Origin of the sequence: Prochlorococcus marinus str. MIT 9201, assembly GCF_000759955.1 — a bacterium.
GTDB classification, from domain to species: domain Bacteria; phylum Cyanobacteriota; class Cyanobacteriia; order PCC-6307; family Cyanobiaceae; genus Prochlorococcus_A; species Prochlorococcus_A marinus_G.
The window spans coordinates 42662-62230 of the sequence record NZ_JNAL01000007.1 but is presented as its reverse complement, the minus strand read 5'-3'; the positions used below and the strand labels follow the sequence as shown (position 1 = coordinate 62230).

General features: G+C 32.3%; 21 protein-coding genes. 7 read left to right on the top strand and 14 right to left on the bottom strand.

Features of this window, described 5'->3' with window-relative positions; all coding sequences use genetic code 11:
- Positions 1-11 precede the first annotated feature (11 nt).
- From msrA to purC, 7 genes are read right to left on the bottom strand one after another with little or no spacing between them, the layout of a single operon-like run.
- Positions 12-614 (bottom strand): peptide-methionine (S)-S-oxide reductase MsrA, encoded by a 603-nt coding sequence (msrA, locus tag EU95_RS06805; protein ID WP_032521643.1) that lies wholly within the window; start codon positions 612-614, stop codon positions 12-14.
- 15 nt (positions 615-629) lie between these two features.
- Positions 630-1808 (bottom strand): lipid-A-disaccharide synthase, encoded by a 1179-nt coding sequence (gene lpxB / locus EU95_RS06810; protein WP_032521642.1) that lies wholly within the window; start codon positions 1806-1808, stop codon positions 630-632.
- Positions 1805-2647: an acyl-ACP--UDP-N-acetylglucosamine O-acyltransferase gene (gene lpxA, locus EU95_RS06815; protein WP_032521803.1), complete on the bottom strand. Its 843-nt coding sequence runs from the start codon at positions 2645-2647 to the stop codon at positions 1805-1807. Before lpxA ends, lpxB begins: the two co-directional genes overlap by 4 nt.
- A 4-nt stretch (positions 2648-2651) precedes the next feature.
- A complete protein-coding gene (gene fabZ, locus EU95_RS06820) occupies positions 2652-3110 on the bottom strand; it encodes a 3-hydroxyacyl-ACP dehydratase FabZ (RefSeq protein ID WP_032521641.1) in 459 nt (152 codons plus the stop codon).
- Between the two features lie 17 nt (positions 3111-3127).
- Complete coding sequence (gene lpxC / locus EU95_RS06825; RefSeq protein ID WP_032521640.1) at positions 3128-3964, bottom strand: UDP-3-O-acyl-N-acetylglucosamine deacetylase; 837 nt, start codon at positions 3962-3964, stop codon at positions 3128-3130.
- On the bottom strand, positions 3965-6097 hold the full coding sequence (locus EU95_RS06830) for a BamA/TamA family outer membrane protein (RefSeq protein WP_032521639.1): 2133 nt from the start codon (positions 6095-6097) through the stop codon (positions 3965-3967). It lies immediately after the preceding gene.
- A 38-nt stretch (positions 6098-6135) separates the two neighbouring features.
- Positions 6136-6864, bottom strand: a complete 729-nt coding sequence (gene purC / locus EU95_RS06835) for a phosphoribosylaminoimidazolesuccinocarboxamide synthase (RefSeq protein WP_032521638.1) — start codon at positions 6862-6864, stop codon at positions 6136-6138.
- Positions 6865-7000: 136 nt separating this feature from the next.
- Here purC and purD point away from each other — a divergent pair, with 136 nt between their 5' ends.
- The gene (gene purD, locus EU95_RS06840) at positions 7001-8332 is read left to right on the top strand and encodes a phosphoribosylamine--glycine ligase (RefSeq protein WP_032521637.1); all 1332 of its coding nucleotides are present in this window, start codon (positions 7001-7003) and stop codon (positions 8330-8332) included.
- 4 nt (positions 8333-8336) lie between these two features.
- Entirely contained in the window at positions 8337-10418 is a 2082-nt protein-coding gene (locus tag EU95_RS06845; protein WP_032521636.1) for a HAMP domain-containing sensor histidine kinase, read from the top strand.
- Here the strand turns inward: EU95_RS06845 and kaiC are convergent.
- Both kaiC and kaiB read right to left on the bottom strand, forming a co-directional pair.
- The gene (gene kaiC, locus EU95_RS06850; RefSeq protein WP_032521635.1) at positions 10415-11944 is read right to left on the bottom strand and encodes a circadian clock protein KaiC; all 1530 of its coding nucleotides are present in this window, start codon (positions 11942-11944) and stop codon (positions 10415-10417) included. The genes EU95_RS06845 and kaiC overlap by 4 nt on opposite strands.
- 71 nt (positions 11945-12015) lie before the next feature.
- Positions 12016-12333, bottom strand: coding sequence for a circadian clock protein KaiB (gene kaiB, locus EU95_RS06855; protein ID WP_011376985.1), 318 nt, complete (start codon positions 12331-12333; stop codon positions 12016-12018).
- Between the two features lie 143 nt (positions 12334-12476).
- Here kaiB and rplU point away from each other — a divergent pair, with 143 nt between their 5' ends.
- Together rplU and rpmA are read left to right on the top strand one after the other, a co-directional pair.
- Entirely contained in the window at positions 12477-12914 is a 438-nt protein-coding gene (gene rplU / locus EU95_RS06860; protein WP_032521634.1) for a 50S ribosomal protein L21, read from the top strand.
- Positions 12915-12923: 9 nt separating this feature from the next.
- Positions 12924-13184, top strand: a complete 261-nt coding sequence (gene rpmA, locus EU95_RS06865) for a 50S ribosomal protein L27 (protein ID WP_032521633.1) — start codon at positions 12924-12926, stop codon at positions 13182-13184.
- Here rpmA and EU95_RS06870 read toward each other — a convergent pair.
- Positions 13177-13851 carry a class I SAM-dependent methyltransferase gene (locus EU95_RS06870; protein ID WP_080728106.1) on the bottom strand — a complete coding sequence of 225 codons (675 nt, stop codon included), beginning with the start codon at positions 13849-13851 and terminating at the stop codon, positions 13177-13179. The two genes, rpmA and EU95_RS06870, sit on opposite strands and share 8 nt — an antisense overlap.
- A gap of 142 nt (positions 13852-13993) precedes the next feature.
- Between EU95_RS06870 and truB the strand changes: the two genes are divergently transcribed.
- A complete protein-coding gene (gene truB, locus EU95_RS06875; protein ID WP_032521630.1) occupies positions 13994-14920 on the top strand; it encodes a tRNA pseudouridine(55) synthase TruB in 927 nt (308 codons plus the stop codon).
- Between the two features lie 2 nt (positions 14921-14922).
- On the opposite strand, the gene EU95_RS06880 is transcribed toward truB, so the two are convergent.
- A complete protein-coding gene (locus EU95_RS06880; protein WP_032521629.1) occupies positions 14923-16098 on the bottom strand; it encodes a SpoIID/LytB domain-containing protein in 1176 nt (391 codons plus the stop codon).
- A gap of 88 nt (positions 16099-16186) precedes the next feature.
- Here EU95_RS06880 and rnz point away from each other — a divergent pair, with 88 nt between their 5' ends.
- Together rnz and EU95_RS06890 are read left to right on the top strand one after the other, a co-directional pair.
- A complete protein-coding gene (gene rnz, locus EU95_RS06885; RefSeq protein WP_032521628.1) occupies positions 16187-17125 on the top strand; it encodes a ribonuclease Z in 939 nt (312 codons plus the stop codon).
- Between the two features lie 74 nt (positions 17126-17199).
- Positions 17200-17760 carry a pentapeptide repeat-containing protein gene (locus tag EU95_RS06890; protein ID WP_158462197.1) on the top strand — a complete coding sequence of 187 codons (561 nt, stop codon included), beginning with the start codon at positions 17200-17202 and terminating at the stop codon, positions 17758-17760.
- A gap of 8 nt (positions 17761-17768) precedes the next feature.
- On the opposite strand, the gene EU95_RS06895 is transcribed toward EU95_RS06890, so the two are convergent.
- From EU95_RS06895 to prmA, 3 genes are all read right to left on the bottom strand, one after another.
- Complete coding sequence (locus EU95_RS06895) at positions 17769-18137, bottom strand: hypothetical protein (RefSeq protein ID WP_032521627.1); 369 nt, start codon at positions 18135-18137, stop codon at positions 17769-17771.
- A gap of 79 nt (positions 18138-18216) precedes the next feature.
- Entirely contained in the window at positions 18217-18516 is a 300-nt protein-coding gene (locus EU95_RS06900) for a ferredoxin (protein ID WP_011376994.1), read from the bottom strand.
- Between the two features lie 134 nt (positions 18517-18650).
- A complete protein-coding gene (gene prmA, locus EU95_RS06905; RefSeq protein ID WP_032521626.1) occupies positions 18651-19562 on the bottom strand; it encodes a 50S ribosomal protein L11 methyltransferase in 912 nt (303 codons plus the stop codon).
- Positions 19563-19569 lie beyond the last annotated feature (7 nt).

The window sequence follows — 19569 nt, the reverse complement described above, 5'->3', positions numbered from 1 at the left end:
TATATTTAAAATTATTCAACCCAAAGATTTGTTGATCTTGCGTTATCTCCCCATAGCTTATCCAACCTCTGATCTCTCCCACATGAAAATCTATAGAACTTATATTTTAATTCATTTCTCTCAGCAAAATCCTGATGATAATCTTCAGCCAACCAAAATTGACCTTTCGATTTTAGTTCTACTGATATCTTTTCTAGTGGCACTTTCAGTTCATTAGAGGCCGAAATAAGTGCATTTTCTGCATCACTTTTCTCTGTTGAATCTTTGTAAAAGATCACCGGCCTGTAAGAATCTCCACGATCACAAAATTGTCCCTTACCATCAAGAGGATCAATATTTCTCAAATAGAGCCTAAGTATCTCAGGTAAGCTTACTAATTGAGAATCATAATTGACCAAAACCACTTCCTGATGCCCTTCATGATTTTCATAGCTAGGATTTTGTAAATCTCCTCCTGAATAGCCACTTTGTACAAAATTTATCCCCTTTAAGGACTCTAAATCATGTTCTAAACACCAAAAACAACCACCTGCAAGAAGCATTTCCCCTGCAAAAGCGTTTGCAGGGTTAATTAATATTGAAAGAGCAATTATTAGAGGTAAAAAATATTTCATTTTTTTATTATAAGTTCAAATAATAGAATTAATAATCTCTTTTGCAGCTCTTTTAACTACACCCTCTTCGCCTAACTCTTTTTTTAAAAAAGCATAACCTTTGTTAATCTTTATTTTTTCTGACTTTTCTTCAAGAATTCTGCAAGATTTATAATAAATTTTCTTTTCATCAAACTCCCTTTGTACAAATTCAGGGATAACAAATCTATTGACTAACAAATTCACAGGAGAAATAAATCTTACTTTGAAATTGAGAATTTTTTTAGCAATAAAAGCAGTTACCTTACTTACTCTATATCCAACAATCTGCGGGATTCCATATAAAGCTAATTCCATATTAACTGTCCCAGATTTGCAAAGAGCAATTTTTGTAAGCGAATAAATATAAGGCTTTAATCTTGCGTTATCTTCTTGAGAAATCACTTTACCTTTAACTTGATATTTTCTGAAGGCCTTTTTGAATCTTTCATCAAAAACTTTCCTACAGGAGGGAATATAGACAATTAAATTTGGATATTTTTGTTGTAATTTTCTGGCCACCAGCATAAAAGTAGGTAGTATATATTTCAATTCTTGAGACCTTGATGCGGGCATTAAAAGTAGTATGTTTTGATTTGGTCTAAGGTTCAGAATAGTTCGAGAATCTTTCTTTAAAGGAAGTTTTTTAGTCAAATCAATCATTGGATGTCCAACCCACAAAACATTTCCACCCCTTTTTTTATAGAATGCTGCTTCTTTTTTGAAAATCGCAAAAATCTTATCAGAAAAATTTATTAAATTTGTTGTAGTATTATTTCCTACCCTCCAAGCCCACTCTTGAGGAGCAATGTAGTAAAAAATTGGAATTCTAGTCTTCGATCTTTTTAATTTAATTCCAATTTTTATATTAGGACCCATATAATCTATCAAAATCAAGCAGTCTGGAGGATATTTTTTTAGTAATTTATAAAATCTTCTTTGAATTATTATTGTTGGAAGAATAAGAGGTAAAGCCTCCCAAATCCCAATTGCACTTATGGATGTAGTATCTTGTAAAATTTTCACACCTTCTTTCTTCATCCTGTCCCCACCTAGTCCACAAATTTCTAAATCTATAGATTTTTTTTTTGCCTCATCTAATAATGCTTTTGATAACAAACTTCCATGCAAATCTCCAGAAACTTCTCCAGTACTTATAAATATCTTTTTATTCATAAATTCACAACTGGCATTGGTCCGCGTCTTTCCTTTGATATTGATTCTTTTAAAAAATTACATAATTTTGAAGAGGAAAGATCTAATTCTCCTTTCATTGCCTTTTCTAATGTATTGGAAATCACATCACTAGATTTAAAAAGGAGATTCCAAGTACTTTGAAGTAACTTTAAGTCAAAATCTTTGTTTTCCATCAAACCACTTCTTTTAATTCCAATCCTATTCAAACCTCTCAATCTTCCTGGATGTCCTTCAGCCAAACAAAAAGGAGGTACATCTCTATCTACTCTAGTCATTCCTCCGATCATTGCTAAATATCCAATGTGTACAAATTGATGAATACCTAAACAGCCTCCAATGATAGCCTTATCTTCAATTTTTACATGACCTGCTACTTGAACACTATTTGATAAAACTATCCTATTACCAAGTTCACAATTATGTCCTATATGGGTATAAGCCATTAACAAATTATTATTGCCAATAATAGTTTTTTCTCCTTCATTAGTTGCCTTATTAATAGTTACGCATTCTCTAAAAGTATTATTATCTCCAATAACAACTTCGGTAGAAGCCCCTTTATATTTAAGATCCTGAGGATCCAAGCCTATAAAAACATTTGGGAAAACTCTATTATTTATACCAATTTTAGTTCTTCCATTAATAACTGCATTAGGACCTATTTCAGTTCCTTTCCCGATGGTTACATAAGGACCAATAATTGCTCCTTGAGAGATAGTGACCCCATCATGTAATTCGGCACTTGGATCAACAAAAGCATTGGGGTGAACCTTTACACCACTAAAACTTGAGTTAAATTTACTATTTTTATTCTCCATATCACTAATCAACTAATGAGAACATTAATTCTCCAGCACATACCAACTTTCCATCGACGTGTGCCTCACCCTTAACCTTGCCAAATCTATGTCTTTTAATACTTAATAATTCACAAGAAATTATCAATTGATCTCCAGGCACAACAGGTTTTCTGAATTTAACATTATTGATTCCCGCAAAAACGAAAAGTCCTTTGGGTAGATCAGGCATTTGAGTTACTATTATTCCGCCAACTTGAGCCATTGATTCAACTATAAGAACTCCAGGCATCAGGGGCCTTTCAGGAAAATGCCCTTGAAATTGAGGCTCATTTAAAGTTACATTCTTTATTGCGACGGCCCTCTCCCCAGGGATATTCTCTATTACTTTATCCACAAGAGCAAAAGGATATCTGTGAGGTAATAAGCCTAGTATTTGCTCTGAGGAGAGCTGATTATTTTCACTTGATAATTTTTTTTCCAAAACAATTAAAGATTGAATTAAATTTTTAGCGATGAGGCCAATAAAGCATTTAAAGAATGCGATCCCTTATAAACTAAAATTTGAGCCCTAGGTAACCCTACCAAAGCCAAGTCCCCAATTAGGTCTAAAATTTTATGTCTTATTGGTTCATTATCAAATCTTAATGGTGGATTAACCCATTCATCACCATCGCAAACAAGAGCATTTTCTAAACTACCTCCTTTTATTAGTCCAAGTTCACTTAACTCTTGAAATTGATCCTTAAAACCAAATGTTCTTGCTGGAGCAATCATTTCAACAAAACTTTTTGGATTTAGATCAATAACAAAAGTTTGATTTCCAATTGCTTTATAGGAAAAACTTATGGTAGATATAATTGTAGTTTTTTCAGAAGGAGTAGCTGCTATAACTGAGCCTTCTTTATTTAAGATTATTGATTTATTTATCTCTCGAAAAAAATTATCTGGTTTAGGTGCTTTTTTAATCCCTACTGCTTCAAATTCTTTAACCCACTGAATTGCTGATCCATCTAGAAGAGGGATCTCTTTTCCATCAACCTCAATATGTATATAACTTAAACCACACCCAGCCATTGAAGATAATAAATGTTCAATAGTATATAGATTTCTACTTCCTAACTTAACCGCCGTGCAAAGCATCGTACTCCCAATTAAATCTTGAGTTAGCTTAAAAATCTCGTTAGGATTGTCCCTGAAAGAGACATAATAACCTTCTTTCTCATAAGAAGAAATTCTAACTCTCGTTTTTTCTCCACTATGCAGTCCTATACCTTCTCTGGATATAACACCAGCTAATGTATAGCAAGAATCATAATTAGAAGGCCAAGAAAACACTTAAAACTTCCATCCAACTCCAAGTGTATATCTCCATTCTCCGGACAGGTCCTTACTTGCAACATCAAATCTCAACGGCCCAATTGGCGTTTTCACTCCCACTCCCCCTCCAAGCGAAAAACCAGAGCCTGATTTCTGCAATAATTTACCAGGCTTCCCTGGGACGTCCTTTTGAGAGCCTAAATCACTCCCTGCATCAACAAATAAAGCTCCTGATATCATTCTCCAAACTGGAAATCTATATTCCACAGTACTTTCGACAAAACTTTTACTTACACCTAAATCACAAGATCCCCAACCTCTAACAGATGATGTACCCCCCATACAAAATGCTTCGTAAGGAGGCAATTCACCAAGAATAGTTCCTGTCTTAAATTGAAAACCAATTGCTTGAGGACAATCTTCACTAGCAGCATTACTTGACCTACATGCTTTGGTTAAATTTATCAATTTTGTTGGTATAAAAAATGAATATGAAGCTCTCATTCTATTGAAAGTTGGAGAATTTTCTCCCATCGAAACAAACTGTTCAGTACCAAAGGTAAATTTATTTCCTGAGGTTGGATTTGCAGAATTATTCAAATTATTTCTAGACGTACTTGCAATAACACTTACCAAAGTATTTTCTTCAGGACATGTCCCCTCATTTGGAGTAAATCCAATACATATAATATCGTTAATATTTCCTGAGGTTGGCGTCATATCACCATATGGTTTTTTGTTACCACTACCATCAATCATCTTTACTTTCTTAAAATTCATTCCTGCAAGAACTCTCCATTTAGCTGGCTTAAATGTATCTCCACCATTGAGAGGCCTTGAGAAAGAGAATCCACCACCTGTTTTTTCTAAGACTATTGATGAAAAACTATCCGAAGTTGAGGTATTTGTATCATCTACAGCGTATATACGTCCATTATCTTCACTTTTAAACTCTTGCGGATAATCTCTACTCAGAAAAATATTTGTTCTAAAGGAAGTTTTATGTTTATCTCCTTTAATCCAAGGATCAGATAAAGAAAAATTGTAGGTAGTTGAATATTCTCCGAAATTTAAGTTGAGATTAGTGGACCATGCTCTACCTAGTGCATTCGTTTCTTGCAGACCAAGTGAGGCAAAGATACCTGAACTATTGCTATAACCAAGGCCACCAGTTAGAGAGCCTGTTCTTTGCTCGCTCAAATCTAGAAAAATTATGACTTTACCCGGATTTAACTTATCAGGACCAAGAGAGACCTTTACATCATCAAATAATGATGTTGCATAGAGCCGACCAATATCAGCTTCCAAAATTTTTCTGTTAAAAATGGTGCCAGGTTGAGTTTTTAATTCTCTTTTTATGACCCAGTCTTTTGTTTTTCCTTTTCTCGGTTTTCCATCCTTCAAAGATTCACCATCTGATCCGATGAACCTCAACTTTATATCAGATACAATCCCTTCAGTTACATTTAATGTAACTATCCCGTTTTCAGAAATTCTATCTGGGCCATTAATTCTAGCTAAAGAATAACCTTCGATTTCGTAACGTTTTTTTATTATTGCAATCTTATTTTGAAGTTCATTTAGGTTAAGAGTTGTACCATAAAAATTGTTAAAAATTTTATCTACGTATGTACTTGAGATAACAGAGTTTTCTGGTCTAAGTTTAACTTTCTTCAAAATTGGATTAGGCACTACATTAACGATTAACCTGACTCCCAATGGGCCCTCTTGAGACTTTATTTGAACCCCTGAAAACCAACCACTTGCATATATTGCTTTTAAATCTTGATTTAAAGTTTGATTATCAACAATACTTCCTGGCTTGATACTCATAGAATCATAGGCAGCCAATTCAAGTTTTCTACCTTCAGGATGGTTTTCCCAACCTTCGATAATTATTTCTGAGATAAGCACACTTTCTTCATTGATATTTTCTGTATTTTCTGCAATAAAGAAGTTTTTCTGTTTATCAGTATCTAGACTTTGCAAAAAACCTATGTTGGTATTATTTATTTCTAAAGTTTTAATTGACTTCTTAATATCATTTTGCAAATACTTAGCGGCTAATTCTGAATGATTTGATATCAAAATCAAGGGATAAAAAGCAATATTTGTAAAAAGATAACTAAATCTTAAAAAGTGTTTTTGCATAGTATTTTTTGATTATGGTAAATAAAGCATTTTTTCAATTAAATGAAGTCATTTATTCTTCGGTTAATTTCACTATAAGCTTCAATTAGACCACCTAAATCATTTCTAAATCTGTCTTTGTCTAGACTTACAATTGTATCATTATTTTGATTAAGATCCCAAAGTCTGCAATTATCAGGACTTATTTCATCTCCAAGTAATATATTCTTTTTTAAGTCATAACCAAACTCCAACTTGAAATCTACAAGTTGAAGATGAATATTTTTAAAAAAACTTTTCAGGATTTTATTAATTTTTAAAGTTAAATCTATTATTAAATCTAAGTCTTTAGATTCTAATATGTTCATTAACTCAATTCTATCTTTTGTAATTAGCGGATCATTCAGTTCATCATTTTTAAGATAAATATCAATTAATGGTTTTGCTAGGACAGTACCAGGTTTTATAGTCGTTTGTTTACATAGAGAGCCATAAGCAATATTTCTCAGAACAATTTCCAAGGGAATTACTTTAATTTTTTGTGCAATCATCGTATTTTCATTTTCAAGTTTAATAAAATGAGTTGAAATCTTGTTCTTAATAAGAAGTTCAAAAATTCTTGCACTTATAAGGCAATTAAGTTTGCCCTTCCCTTCAAATTTAGCTTTTTTTAAAGCATTAAAAGCAGTAGCGTCATCCTTAAATTCAATTATTACTTTATCTGCTTCGGCATGAGAAAATACTTTTTTTGCTTTACCTTCATAAATCAAGTCATATTTATTATTCATAAATTTAAGACCTCATTTGATTACTAAAAGTACTATCTTTAATTAACATATTTATAAGAAGTCAACCTATCTAATAGTTGACTTCATTTTAACTGATTATTTATCAAAACCTCATAACCTTCAAAATTCATATTTTATGAGTATTAATTCAACAATTTCTAAAAACCCTAACAAATTAAAAAATATTTTAGTAATTGGAAATGGCGGGAGAGAAAATTCCTTGGCTTGGGCTATACAAAAGAATGAATTAGTAAAAAAAGTTTACTTAATCCCTGGTAACGCTGGATCAGAAAGAATAAATAAATGTGAAAGAATCAAAATTGATATAAAAAATAAAAATGATTTATTAGAGAAGCTTAACTCTTTAAAAATAGATTTAATTGTAATAGGACCCGAAATAGCCTTAGCAAATGGATTAGCCGATTTTCTTCGCAAAAAAGGTTTTAAAGTATTTGGCCCTGGTAAAGATGGAGCAAAACTTGAATATAGCAAATCTTGGGCCAAAGAATTTATGCAAGATGCAAATATACCAACCGCAAACTTTTGGAAAGTTAATTCTTTAAAAGAAGCCAAAAAGGTTATCTATTCATCATCTATTCCATTGGTGGTGAAAGCCGATGGTCTAGCTTCAGGTAAAGGTGTTTTTATTCCTGATTCAAAAGATGAATGTTTCAAAGCAGCAGAATTAATCTTCAGTGGTAAATTTGGTGACTCTGGTAATGTAATAGTTTTAGAGGAAAAAATTGAAGGCCCAGAAGTTTCAGTTTTTGCTTTATGTGATGGCGAGAAATTTATATTACTTCCAACTGCTCAAGATCATAAACGTCTTATGGAGGAAGATAAAGGTCCAAATACAGGAGGAATGGGGGCTTATTCTCCTGCTCCACTAATAACAAAAGATGTCCTTAGTCGAATAGTTAAGGAGATAATAGAACCTACAATAGATGAACTAAATAAAAAAAATATTGACTATAAGGGTGTAATTTATTTTGGCTTAATGATCACAAAGTCTGGTCCCAAAGTAATAGAATATAACTGCAGATTTGGTGATCCAGAATGCCAAACAATTATGCCTTTGATGGATCAGAATTTTGTATTTCTTTTAGAAAAATGCTCAATGGGAAATTTAACAGGTTCTGAAACAATTGATACTACAGATAAAGTAAGTGGTTGTGTAATAGCAACCTCAAAGGGTTACCCTCATGAATACAAAACAGGCTTTCCAATTAAAATAGGAAATATTGATTCTTTAAATTGTCAAATTTTCGACTCTGGTACCTCTTTAAGTAAAAATGGAGAATTATTGACTGATGGAGGAAGAGTCTTGAGTGTTGTATGCCAAGATAAAGATTTCGATTTAGTTTTTAAAAAAGCATACAAAAATTTAAAAGAAATTAATTTTAATGGTATTTATTTTAGAAATGATATTGGTCATCAAGTGAGAAAAAACTTTTCAAAGGAGAATTAAGGTCATGGGAGATACCAATAATAGAATTAGAAGAGGATATGAAATCATTGATAATGAAGATATTGGTAGTGAAGATATTGATAATAACTATTGGGCTAATAGACTTCTCTCTTGGTGGAGCGGTTTTAGTTTAAGAACAAAATTGTTAGCGATAGCAACTCTTGTTGTAAGCCTCTTAATGACAGGCATAACGTTTTTTGCACTAAATAGTATCCAAAAAGATGCAGGGATGAATGATACTAGATACGCTAGAGATCTTGGATTATTGCTGTCGGGGAATGTCACAGAATTAGTTGCTAATAACCAAAAAAAAGAAATTTCAAATGTTGCTGAAAAGTTTTGGAGATCAAGTAGAAATCTCCGTTACATATTCTTTACTGATGCAGAAGACATCGTTCAACTAGGAATTCCGATAAGCGCAACACCAACAAGTTCAGATAGTCAGTTCCAGTTAACCAGAAGATTAAAACTTCCATCAGAATTAAAGAAAAGACCGCAATTCCCTTTAGTTCGACAGCATGCGACACCTCAAGGTCAAGTGACAGATGTATTCGTACCAATGTTGTGGAAAGGTAAATATCTTGGAACTTTAGCTTTAGGAGTTACACCTAATAAAAAAGCATTGGCTAGTGCTGCACTAACAAGGGAAGTAACAATAGCAGTTTTTATTTCTATTTGGGTTTTAGTAATCCTTGGAGCTGTATTCAATGCACTCACAATCACTAGACCTGTAAGAGAGTTAGTAAGAGGTGTCAGAGAAATTTCAAAAGGGAACTTCAAATCAAGAATTTCTTTACCTATGACGGGTGATTTGGGAGAACTTTTGAATGGATTTAACCGCATGGCTACTCAGTTAGAAAATTATGACGAGGCTAATATTGAAGAACTTAAGGCGGCTCAAATAAAGCAACAATCCCTAATAGCTACAATGGCTGATGGTGCAATATTATTGGACTCACAAGGCAAGATTGTACTTACTAATCCAACAGCTAAAAGATTATTTCGTTGGGAAGGAAGATTCTTAGAAGGTAAATATTTTTTAAATGAAATCCCGGAAATTTTATCTAACGACCTTCATACAAATATAGAATCCATATTAAACAGGGAAAAAGAGAAAGACGATTTAAGATTTAGTTTAGGAGAACCACCAAGAACTTTAAGAATTGTTTTGCAATCAGTTTTAGATACAAACAAAGTTGAATTAAAAGGAATTGCTGTAACAATTCAAGATTTAACAAGAGAAGTGGAACTTAACGCAGCGCAAAACAGGTTTATTAGTAATGTTTCCCACGAATTAAGAACACCGCTTTTTAACATCAAAAGCTATGTAGAAACTCTACATGATTTAAAAGATCAGCTTTCTGATGAAGAACAAATCGAATTTTTGGGAATTGCAAATTCAGAAACTGATAGGTTAACAAGACTCGTAAATGATGTATTAGATTTGTCAAGACTAGAGTCTGGGAAAATAATTCAACTGGAGCAAATGGATATAAAACCAGCAATTGAACAGGCTCTTAGAAATTACAGGCTTAATGCTACAGAAAAGAATGTTTCATTAGCTCATGATATAGAAGAAACTATTCCTCCAATTCTTGGAAATTTTGATTTACTATTACAAGTTTTTGATAATTTGCTAGGTAATGGATTGAAATTTAGTCCAAAAAACAGCACATTAATCATAAGAGCTTATACTTGGCCGGATTCCTGCCCTGCTTTCCCTCCCAGTAAAAACAATGATGAAGCACCTCAATGTGAGTTAGTTTCACCGTTACCAAGAGTAAGAATTGAGATTGCTGATACAGGTTCAGGAATTTCTCAGGCTGATCAAGAGAAGATATTTGATCGTTTTTATAGAGTAGAAAATGCAGTGCATACTGAGCAAGGAACAGGTCTTGGATTATCTATTGTGCGAGGAATAATTGAAAAGCATGGTGGAGAGATTCGTATGGCTAGTGAATTAGGTGTAGGCACAACCTTCTGGTTTGATTTAGCTTTAGCTCAAACAGATAAAGACGAATTATTGACAAAAGCTATTAATAATGGAAATGCTTTTACAAAATCTGGAATTAGTGAAATTACCTAGTTATTTTCTAATCCCTTAAAAACATTTTGAACATTTTGATCGGGAATAACTCTATGAGGAGCACCACTAAAAATTTGTTCAAAATTAGAGAAAGAATCTTTTATTTCTGGTCCCTTATTTGTGATTATAAATTCTCTTATTCGTTTATCATGCCATGATCCGCGCATTTTAAAAACATTTAAAGCTCTTGCCATTTCGCCTTTTATTTCTACATATTGGAGTAATAAAATAGTATCCGTAATTGTTGAGATGTGAGAGTCGGTTATAGAATGGCTTCCCATAAATTCTTCAGCAGTGTTAGTAAAAAAGCCAGCTATCTCCTCTTGTTTTGTATAACCAGTAACTGCAATAACAAACTGTCTAAATGCATTCAAACTTACACCTCTGGCTAATGCAGAGAGAGAATCAATTGCCATTCTTTTTGGTTTAAATTGATTAATTTGTGTTTTTATAATTTGCAAGTGGTCTTCTAAACCAGTTGATTCAGGATATGCACAAATAATTTTTAACAAGCCATCACTTTCCATCTTTTCAAAATCTATGCCCCAACTAGTTGCATTCCTAAGCAGTTGAGCCCTAGATTCTTCATATGCGAAAAGTATTGCTCTTTCATTGTTATTGTACGCATCTTCGACAAATTTTGATACCAACATTGTCTTACCTGTTCCAGTAGCTCCTGTAGCAAGGATGATGGAATCTTGAAAATATCCTCCGCCACACATATCATCAAGATCTTTAACTCCAGAACTAATTCTAATATTTGAGGATCTCTGCGTTAATCTCATTGCACCAAGAGCAAACACGCTTATACCATCCATTCCCATCGTAAATGGATATTCGCCTTTCATATGAACAGTGCCTCTTAACTTCAAAACTTCTAAAGTTCTTCTTCTCTTTTCTGACTCTAAAACATTTCTTAATAAGACAACATTATCGGATACGAATTCTTCTACTCCATATCTTGCAATTGGTCCGTAATCATCAACCCTTTCTGTAGTCATAACTGTGGTCACACCTATTTCTTTTAATCTTGCTATCAATCTAAATATTTCTCTTCTAACAACATAAATGGCATCATATTGTTGAAATACGGCAGTTATAGAATCAATTGCAACTCTTTTAGCCTTATATTTCCTAATCGCATAACTAATTCTCTCAATAAGACCAGATAAGTCAAAGTTACCAGCAACATCCTGACCATCAGGGTCAGGAGAAGCATCCAAGATAAAAAGTTTATTTTGATCAATTAATTCTTGTAAGTCCCAACCAAAACTTGCAGCATTCCTAATAATATCTAAAGGTGACTCCTCAAATGTGACAAAGATCCCTGGTTCATCAAAGTTACAAATTCCATGGTGTAGATATTGCAAAGAAAAAACAGTTTTACCAGTTCCAGATGTACCACTAACAAGTGTACTTCTAGATACAGGTAATCCGCCCCTACAAACATCATCAAAGCCTTCTATTCCCGTAGGTAATTTTTGTACTTGCATTTTATTTGATTTGCCAAATTTCTTATCTTTCATAGTTTTGTTCTAAAGAAACCAATATAAAAATAAATTCAGTTTATTTTTAATTATAAAAAGTTTTCTATATGTTACTTATCTCCACTATATTCAGTTTCAGTTAATTCATCAAAAAGTAGATCTAAACCAATTAAAACTTTCTCTCTATCAGAGAGGTCACCAATTATTCTTCTAACTGGTGGAGGTAAAATTTTCGCTAAGGTTGGGGTAGCCAAAATTTTATCTTCCTCTGCAAGTTGCGGTTGCTTAAGTACATCTATAACCTTCAAGGCATAAACCCCTTTAAACTCATTTTCTAAAATTTCTCTTAAAGTATTTAGTGCTCTCATTGAATTAGGAGTATTTCCAGCAACATAGAGTTTTAAAATATATGTTTTTCTTGCTGCCATTGTTATGGTTCCTTAATTGTTAAAAAAAATTTAAATATAACCCTTGACTTATTACACTACAAAATAAGAAAATAAACAAACTATATGATTGCTAATTTGGCTTAATCAAATTATAAATTTGAGCCTAATAGCGTCTTCTTTTTATGACAAATTCTAAAAACTCTCCAAACAATTCTAAAAGTAATGAATTGTATGCAATAGCAGAAACTTCAGGTCAGCAATTTTGGTTCGAGGTGGATAGATACTATGATATAGATAGGTTAAATGCAAAAGAGAAAGACAAAATAACACTAGAAAAAGTTTTACTTTTAAAAGACAAAGACTCTATCACCGTTGGAAAACCTTATGTTCAGGATGCAAAAATTGAATTAGAAGTAGTTTCCCATAAAAGAGATAAGAAAATTCTTGTATACAAAATGCGTCCAAAAAAAAAGACAAGAAGAAAAATGGGCCATAGACAAGAACTTACAAGAGTTATGGTAAAATCTATTTCAAAAGGTAAAGTAGCTCCTAAGTCTTCTTCAAAAAAAGAAACTGTTAAAAAGGAAACTAAACCCAAATCCGAAAAATCAACAAATTAAACTTTTCTAATGGCACATAAAAAGGGAACAGGTTCTACAAGAAACGGTCGAGATTCGAATTCCAAAAGACTTGGTGTTAAAGCTTATGGTGGAGAAAAAGTAACTGCTGGATCAATTTTAATTCGCCAAAGAGGTACATCATTTTTGCCAGGAAATAATGTTGGTAAAGGCAAAGATGACACACTTTTTGCATTAAAAGAAGGTACAGTAAGTTTTGATAGCATTAAAAGAAATTTAAGAAATAGAAAAAGAGTTAATATAGTTATCTGATTTTCTTATAAGCTCTAGTAGTAATAAGAATAGGATGAAATACCTCTAAAAATTGTGATTGAAGAGTTTTAAAAAACTTTTCAACAATTTGGCTGTCATCGATATGAAATGGATATTCATTCTTATCTCCTTTGTAGAAATACCAATTGAATAGAGCAATAGAATTACTATCCATAATCTCACTGAAATTATTAATTTGAGAAGCTGGATCTGCAAGATGTTCCAAAACATCAAGACAAACTATCGTATCAAATTTCAAATTTTGAGTTTCTTGAATCGTTTTGCAAAAAGTAAGTTTTTTTTCGACTCCTAATTTCTTAGCCCTGTATTCAACAAAATTTCTATTTGTTTGATTAATATCTACAAAAAAAACATGCTCAACTTTTGAAGACATAGCGTTAGCTAAGGCATGCGTGCCAATACCTCCTCCAAAATCCAAAACTAAATCTCTAGAAAATCTCTGTTGAAGTTTTAAAGTGTCAGCGATGTAATCCCTACTTGTTATATGCCAAGCAGCCAAATCAGCTACATGCATATCTCCTACAATTTCAGTATAAAAATCTGAAACATTATTTAAAGAGTCCCCAGGATGTGAATTAGCTAAATTCATCTTTGCATTTGCAAGAAACCCATCTAAATCACACTCTCTAATAGATAAGTATTCCATTAAATGTGATTTCAAATTAAAAGCATTGTCTAAAAACTCTTTTAAAATAGAATTATTGTTTTTCAATTTCTTATTCTAAATTTCCAATACCAAAATCATAGAATGTTCATAAATCTTTCTCAAAGTATTCTTAATATTAAAAATGGAAACTAAAGATGGATTCTTAGTAATTAATAAAGATAAAGGCTGTACCTCTCATGATTGTGTTAAACAAATAAGGAAGTTACTAAATATAAAAAAGGTCGGGCACACAGGAACACTTGACCCAGAAGTTACAGGGACATTACCAATCGCTGTAGGCAGTGCAACAAGATTTATTCAATATCTTCCTCAGGATAAAACTTACATAGGACAAATTAAATTAGGGATAAGAACTAAGACTGATGATATTCACGGAGAGATAATTAATCAAAAAAGTTGGCCTAAAATCAGCGATAAAAAATTAGACCAATACCTAGGCAGATTTAGAGGAATTATTAAACAAATTCCGCCGAAAGTATCCAGTGTGCACGTCAATGGTGAGAAAGCTTATAAAAAATCATTCAGGAATGAAATTTTTGAAATAGCACCAAGAGAAGTAAAAATAGACGAACTGATTTTAATGAAATGGGACCAAATAAACGGAATAATAGAAATAAAAATCAAATGTTCAGCTGGCACGTATATAAGAGCAATTGCAAGAGATTTAGGAGAAATTCTTAATTCCGAAGGTTGCCTTCTACAACTAAAAAGAATTTCAGCTTGTGGCTTTGATGAACAACACTCAGTAAAGATATCTGATATCGAAAAAGGAAAAAAAGAGGGAGGGGAGTCGAAAAATTTTATTATTCCAACAATTTCTGCTCTTAATCATATTTCATCATTTGTCTTAAGAAATGAAGAACAAATCAATTTTTGGCAAACAGGAAGAGCAATTAAAGTTGATATTAATTACTTTAAGGAAAGCAAATCTTTTGATTATAAAAAGCCTATAAAAGTAATAGATAAAAAACAAACCCTACTTGGGATTGGATTCCTAAATAAAGAACAAACTAATATAAACCCAAAATTAGTCCTTAACGCTAAATAATTTTATAGAAAATCTCTTCTAAAAGGTTTAATCTGTATACCCCTATAGAAATGCTTTAATATTTTTTCAGCTTTTTGACCTTTAGAAGCCATATATTTAGCCCCCCATTGGCTCATTCCGACTCCATGTCCAGACCCCTGTCCAAAAACTATTAAATTTCTTTTCATAGGAAATTTATTATTAGTTTCATCTCCTATAAATTTAAATCTCACAAGATTACTATTTAGGCCTAATCTTTTTCTTAAATCTACTCCTGACATTTGATCAGAACCATAAGCCCCAACAAGTCTCACATTTTTCACCCTCCCAGTATTAGTTATATTTAGGATCTCTATATTTTTTATTCCTCCAATATTTGGGAACAATTTTTTTAATTCTTTACTTGTAAATTTTTTTTGCCATTTAAATTTTGGACTCCTTTTATCAAAATCTTTAACACTTGATAAATATGGATATTTATTCTTCCATACATCTTGACTATTTTCTGTAATGCCACCTGAGCTACTGTGAAACAATGCATTAATTAATTTATTTTTATAGGTCAAAACTAAAGATCTTGTACTTCTAACTGCTCTTGTAGTTTTATAAGTTCTTGACTCCAAACCGTTATAAACTTGATTTCTCTGCGTAGAATCAATGTCAAAAAGTATATTACCCTTTTGCTTTAAAGCATAAGTTCTAGAAGCTATTGCTTGAGCTTTCAATGCTTCTATGGGCCATTTCGTTGGCATCTCTGAACCAACCACACTACTTAAATATTTTTCAATACCTAAAACATTAACTACGAATATCTCAGAATCAATTAAAAAGAGATTTAGTTTGCCAGAAAATCTTTTTTGACCTACCCAAATACCTCTTCTATCAGAAGATCTAACTTGAAATTGTTGATTACTTTTTAAGTCATATTTTTTTTGTTTATTCTTATCAAAATATAGGATTGCTCTATTTTTCTCATTTTCCAAAGTTAAACCTTTAATTTTTTTATTTGAGAAATTTTTACCCTTTATGATTAAAGGAATTGATTTATCTGATCTTATCCTTATATTGTTGTTTTTTGATATCAAAACTCTAATTATTGGTTCTTCAAAAGCAAAAACAGATTCACTCTTAAAAATACAAAAAAATAAAATACTAATCAGACAAAATTTACTATAATTTTTTTTTAATTGAAGTATCACTTTGTTTGAAAAACAAATTCTTAATTTGCCTTAGTTTGACTAAAAGTCTAGATTTAATCCAGATATAAAAACAAAAATATCATAATAAGTGAATATCACCTTCCTAGGAACAAGTTCTGGAGTCCCTTCATTAACTAGAAATGTTTCAGCCTTAGCTCTAAAACTTTCACAATCTTCAGAAGTTTGGCTTTTTGACTGTGGAGAGGGAACGCAGCATCAAATAATCAAAAGCAAAATTAAATCTTCACAAATCAAAAAAATATTTATCACACATATGCATGGGGACCATATTTATGGTTTACCTGGCCTTTTAGCTACTTTAGGTTTATCAGGCAATAGTAAGGGGATAGAAATTTATGGCCCTTCAGGACTAAGAAGTTTTATAAATTCTGCACTTAGTAGTAGTTTTTGCAAATTATCCTTTCCACTGCATTTTATAGAAGTTGAAAATTTTGCATCAGAAAATAAAATTTTATTTGAAAACGACAAAATACAAGTAAATTGCGCCTGCCTTAAACATAAAATTCCTGCTTATGGTTATCGAGTTAGTGAAAAAGATAAGCCAGGTATATTTGATGTAAAAAAAGCAGAGTCTTTAAAAATAGCACCAGGGCCAATCTATTCAGAACTGCAACAAGGGAAAAAAGTCGTTTTAGCTGATGGTAGAACATTTGATGGGAAAGAATTTTGTGGACCTCCTAGAGGGGGTGAAAGTTTTGTTTATTGCACAGATACAGTCTTTAGCGAATCAGCTGTTGCACTATCGAAAAATGCTGATTTACTTGTACATGAATCAACATTTTCTCAAGAAGATGAAAGCATGGCCTACGAAAAATTACATTCCACAACAATAATGGCTGCCAAAACAGCACTATTATCTAATACAAAAAAATTAATTATTACTCATTTAAGTCCAAGGTACACCAATAAAAATCCAATTACGCCAAGCGATTTGCTTAAAGAGGCTCAGAAAGTTTTCCCAAATACTCACCTTGCAAAAGATTTTCTAACGGCAGAAATAAAATAAACTGCAACAGTTCGTGAGAAGAAGGGTCGTAAATGACCAACCCATGGAATAATAGTCTTAGGTTTTCTATATTGATGTTGATCGAAATGGTTTCTATTTTTTCATCACTACATAAGTCTTGTAAAAGACTATTTATTTTTCTTCCGTTAATTATTGGTTTACTTATTAATCCAATCTCTGCAAATGCACTATATCCAAGTGATCCTTCATCAGTTGACGTATTAAAAGATGATCTTCACGGTGCTGACCTTCATAATACTGAATATGTTAAATATGATTTATCTAATCAAGATTTAGGAGAAGCTAATCTTCAAGGCGCATATATGAGTGTAACAACTGCAAAAAACTCTAGTTTTAAAGGAGCCAATATGAAGGACCTTATTGCTTATGCAACACGCTTTGATAATGCTGATTTTACAGATGCGAATCTTACTAATGGTGAGCTAATGAAAAGTGTTTTTGATGGTGCAATTATTGATGGAGCAGACTTTACTGACGCAAACCTTGATTTAAAGACAAGAAAATCACTTTGCGAGAGAGCAACAGGTACTAATTCACAGACAGGAGTAAATACAGCCGATAGCCTAGAATGTTCTGGCCTAAAAGGTTACACACCTCCTAAACCAAAAGCCTAATATTTAATCTAATTAACTTCAGATGGGTAGATATTGCCAGGCTTCCTTGAGCCTGGCTTTTTGCTGTACCACCATTCTTGTATATCAGAGGAAAATTTCTTTGAAAAAAGAGTTATTACAGTCTCAACAGGTTTTGATCCAGGCTCAAAAATCTGCACTGAGTAAGATGGGCATTTTCTTGAAGCCATATCAGCAACGAACCTAGAACCTATTCTTCTCCAACTAGGCTCCTTACTCCTCCAAGCAAGCCTTGAGCAGGGCCAAGGTAACTCCTCCCTATCATAAAGTCTGCAACATGGTCCAATTACCTTATAACTGTACTGACCTCCATAACTTGATTGAACACTGCCAGTCTTGAAAAATTCAAATTTATCCATTTACAAAAAAAAAGCCACCTTCATAGAGGGTGACAGAGAAATAATCAATAATCAACTTAGAAAAGTTAATTTTTTATAATTAGTACAATTCTTCCTCAGCATGAGTTGTAATTGTTACGTCAGATGTTGGGTAAGCAACACAAGTAAGAACAAAACCAGCTTCTAATTGGTCGTCATCCAAGAAACTTTGATCTGATTGATCAACACTACCTGAAGTAACTTTTCCAGCACATGTTGAACATGCTCCAGCTCTACAGGAATAAGGAAGGTCTATACCTTGTTCTTCCGCCGCATCGAGGATGTATTGGTCATCAGGCACTTCAATAGTTGAATTGAGACCTTCACCTTCGCTGATGAGTGTAACTTTGTAAGAAGCCATTTAAATAAAAAATTGTTGGTAATTAATACCTATCAATTACATTTTTAACATCGATTAGGTCGATATGTGAGATTTTGAAGTAAAAAATGACACAATACAATGTATTGAAGAGTATCTATAAGAAAAACTTATACTTAGGTTTTATCGCTGGTTTTTTGAGCAGAAATGCATGCCCAATCTTTTCTAGTTGATACATCTATTAATTTCAAGTCATTCTGGATTAATATTTTTATAATTTCATCTTTTTGTGAATTCAGAATTCCACTGAAAATGACTTCTCCATTATTACTCAAGCACTCATAAATATTTGGAATCATTTCTTTTATTACTTCAGCAAGAATATTGCATAAAACAACATCAAATTCTTTAAGTTGATTTTTTAAAATTACCTCATTAAAAGATCCCAAATATGTATTTAAGTTTTTTAAATTACCGAAATTTAGTTGAAAATTAGAGTTAGTTGAATTTATAGCTAAATAATCATTATCCACTGCACAAACCTCTTTAGCACCGAGCAATCTTGCGGCAACACTCAAAATCCCGCTACCACTCCCAATATCTAAAATCTTTTTATCAGAGAATACAATATTCTCCATTTTTTCGAGACAAAGATAAGTCGAAGGGTGACTTCCTGTACCAAAGGCTGCTCCAGGATCAATTTTTATAATTTGCTTATCTTTAAATTTTTCATTTAGATTTATCCAACAAGGCAATATTAAAAAATGATTTCCTACTAATTCAGGTGCCCAATATTGCTTCCAGCTCGTCAACCAATCCTCCTCTTTAATTATACTCCAGTCAAAAAATTGATTCTTGGGAGCATTAATGTTTAGAAGTTTGCTAATTATTTTTTCAAAGCCATTTCTAGAACTCTCGCCCCAATCATCAATTGGAAGCCATATATTCACTTCTTTTTTATTTTCATTTTTAATTAAATATTCAAATGAAAAACTAAATATTCCCAGCTCATTTAATTTCCAAATAATAATTTCTTCTGAATCACTTTCTATCAGAAAAGTTAGTTTATACCAATCTTTAATTGCCATTAACTAG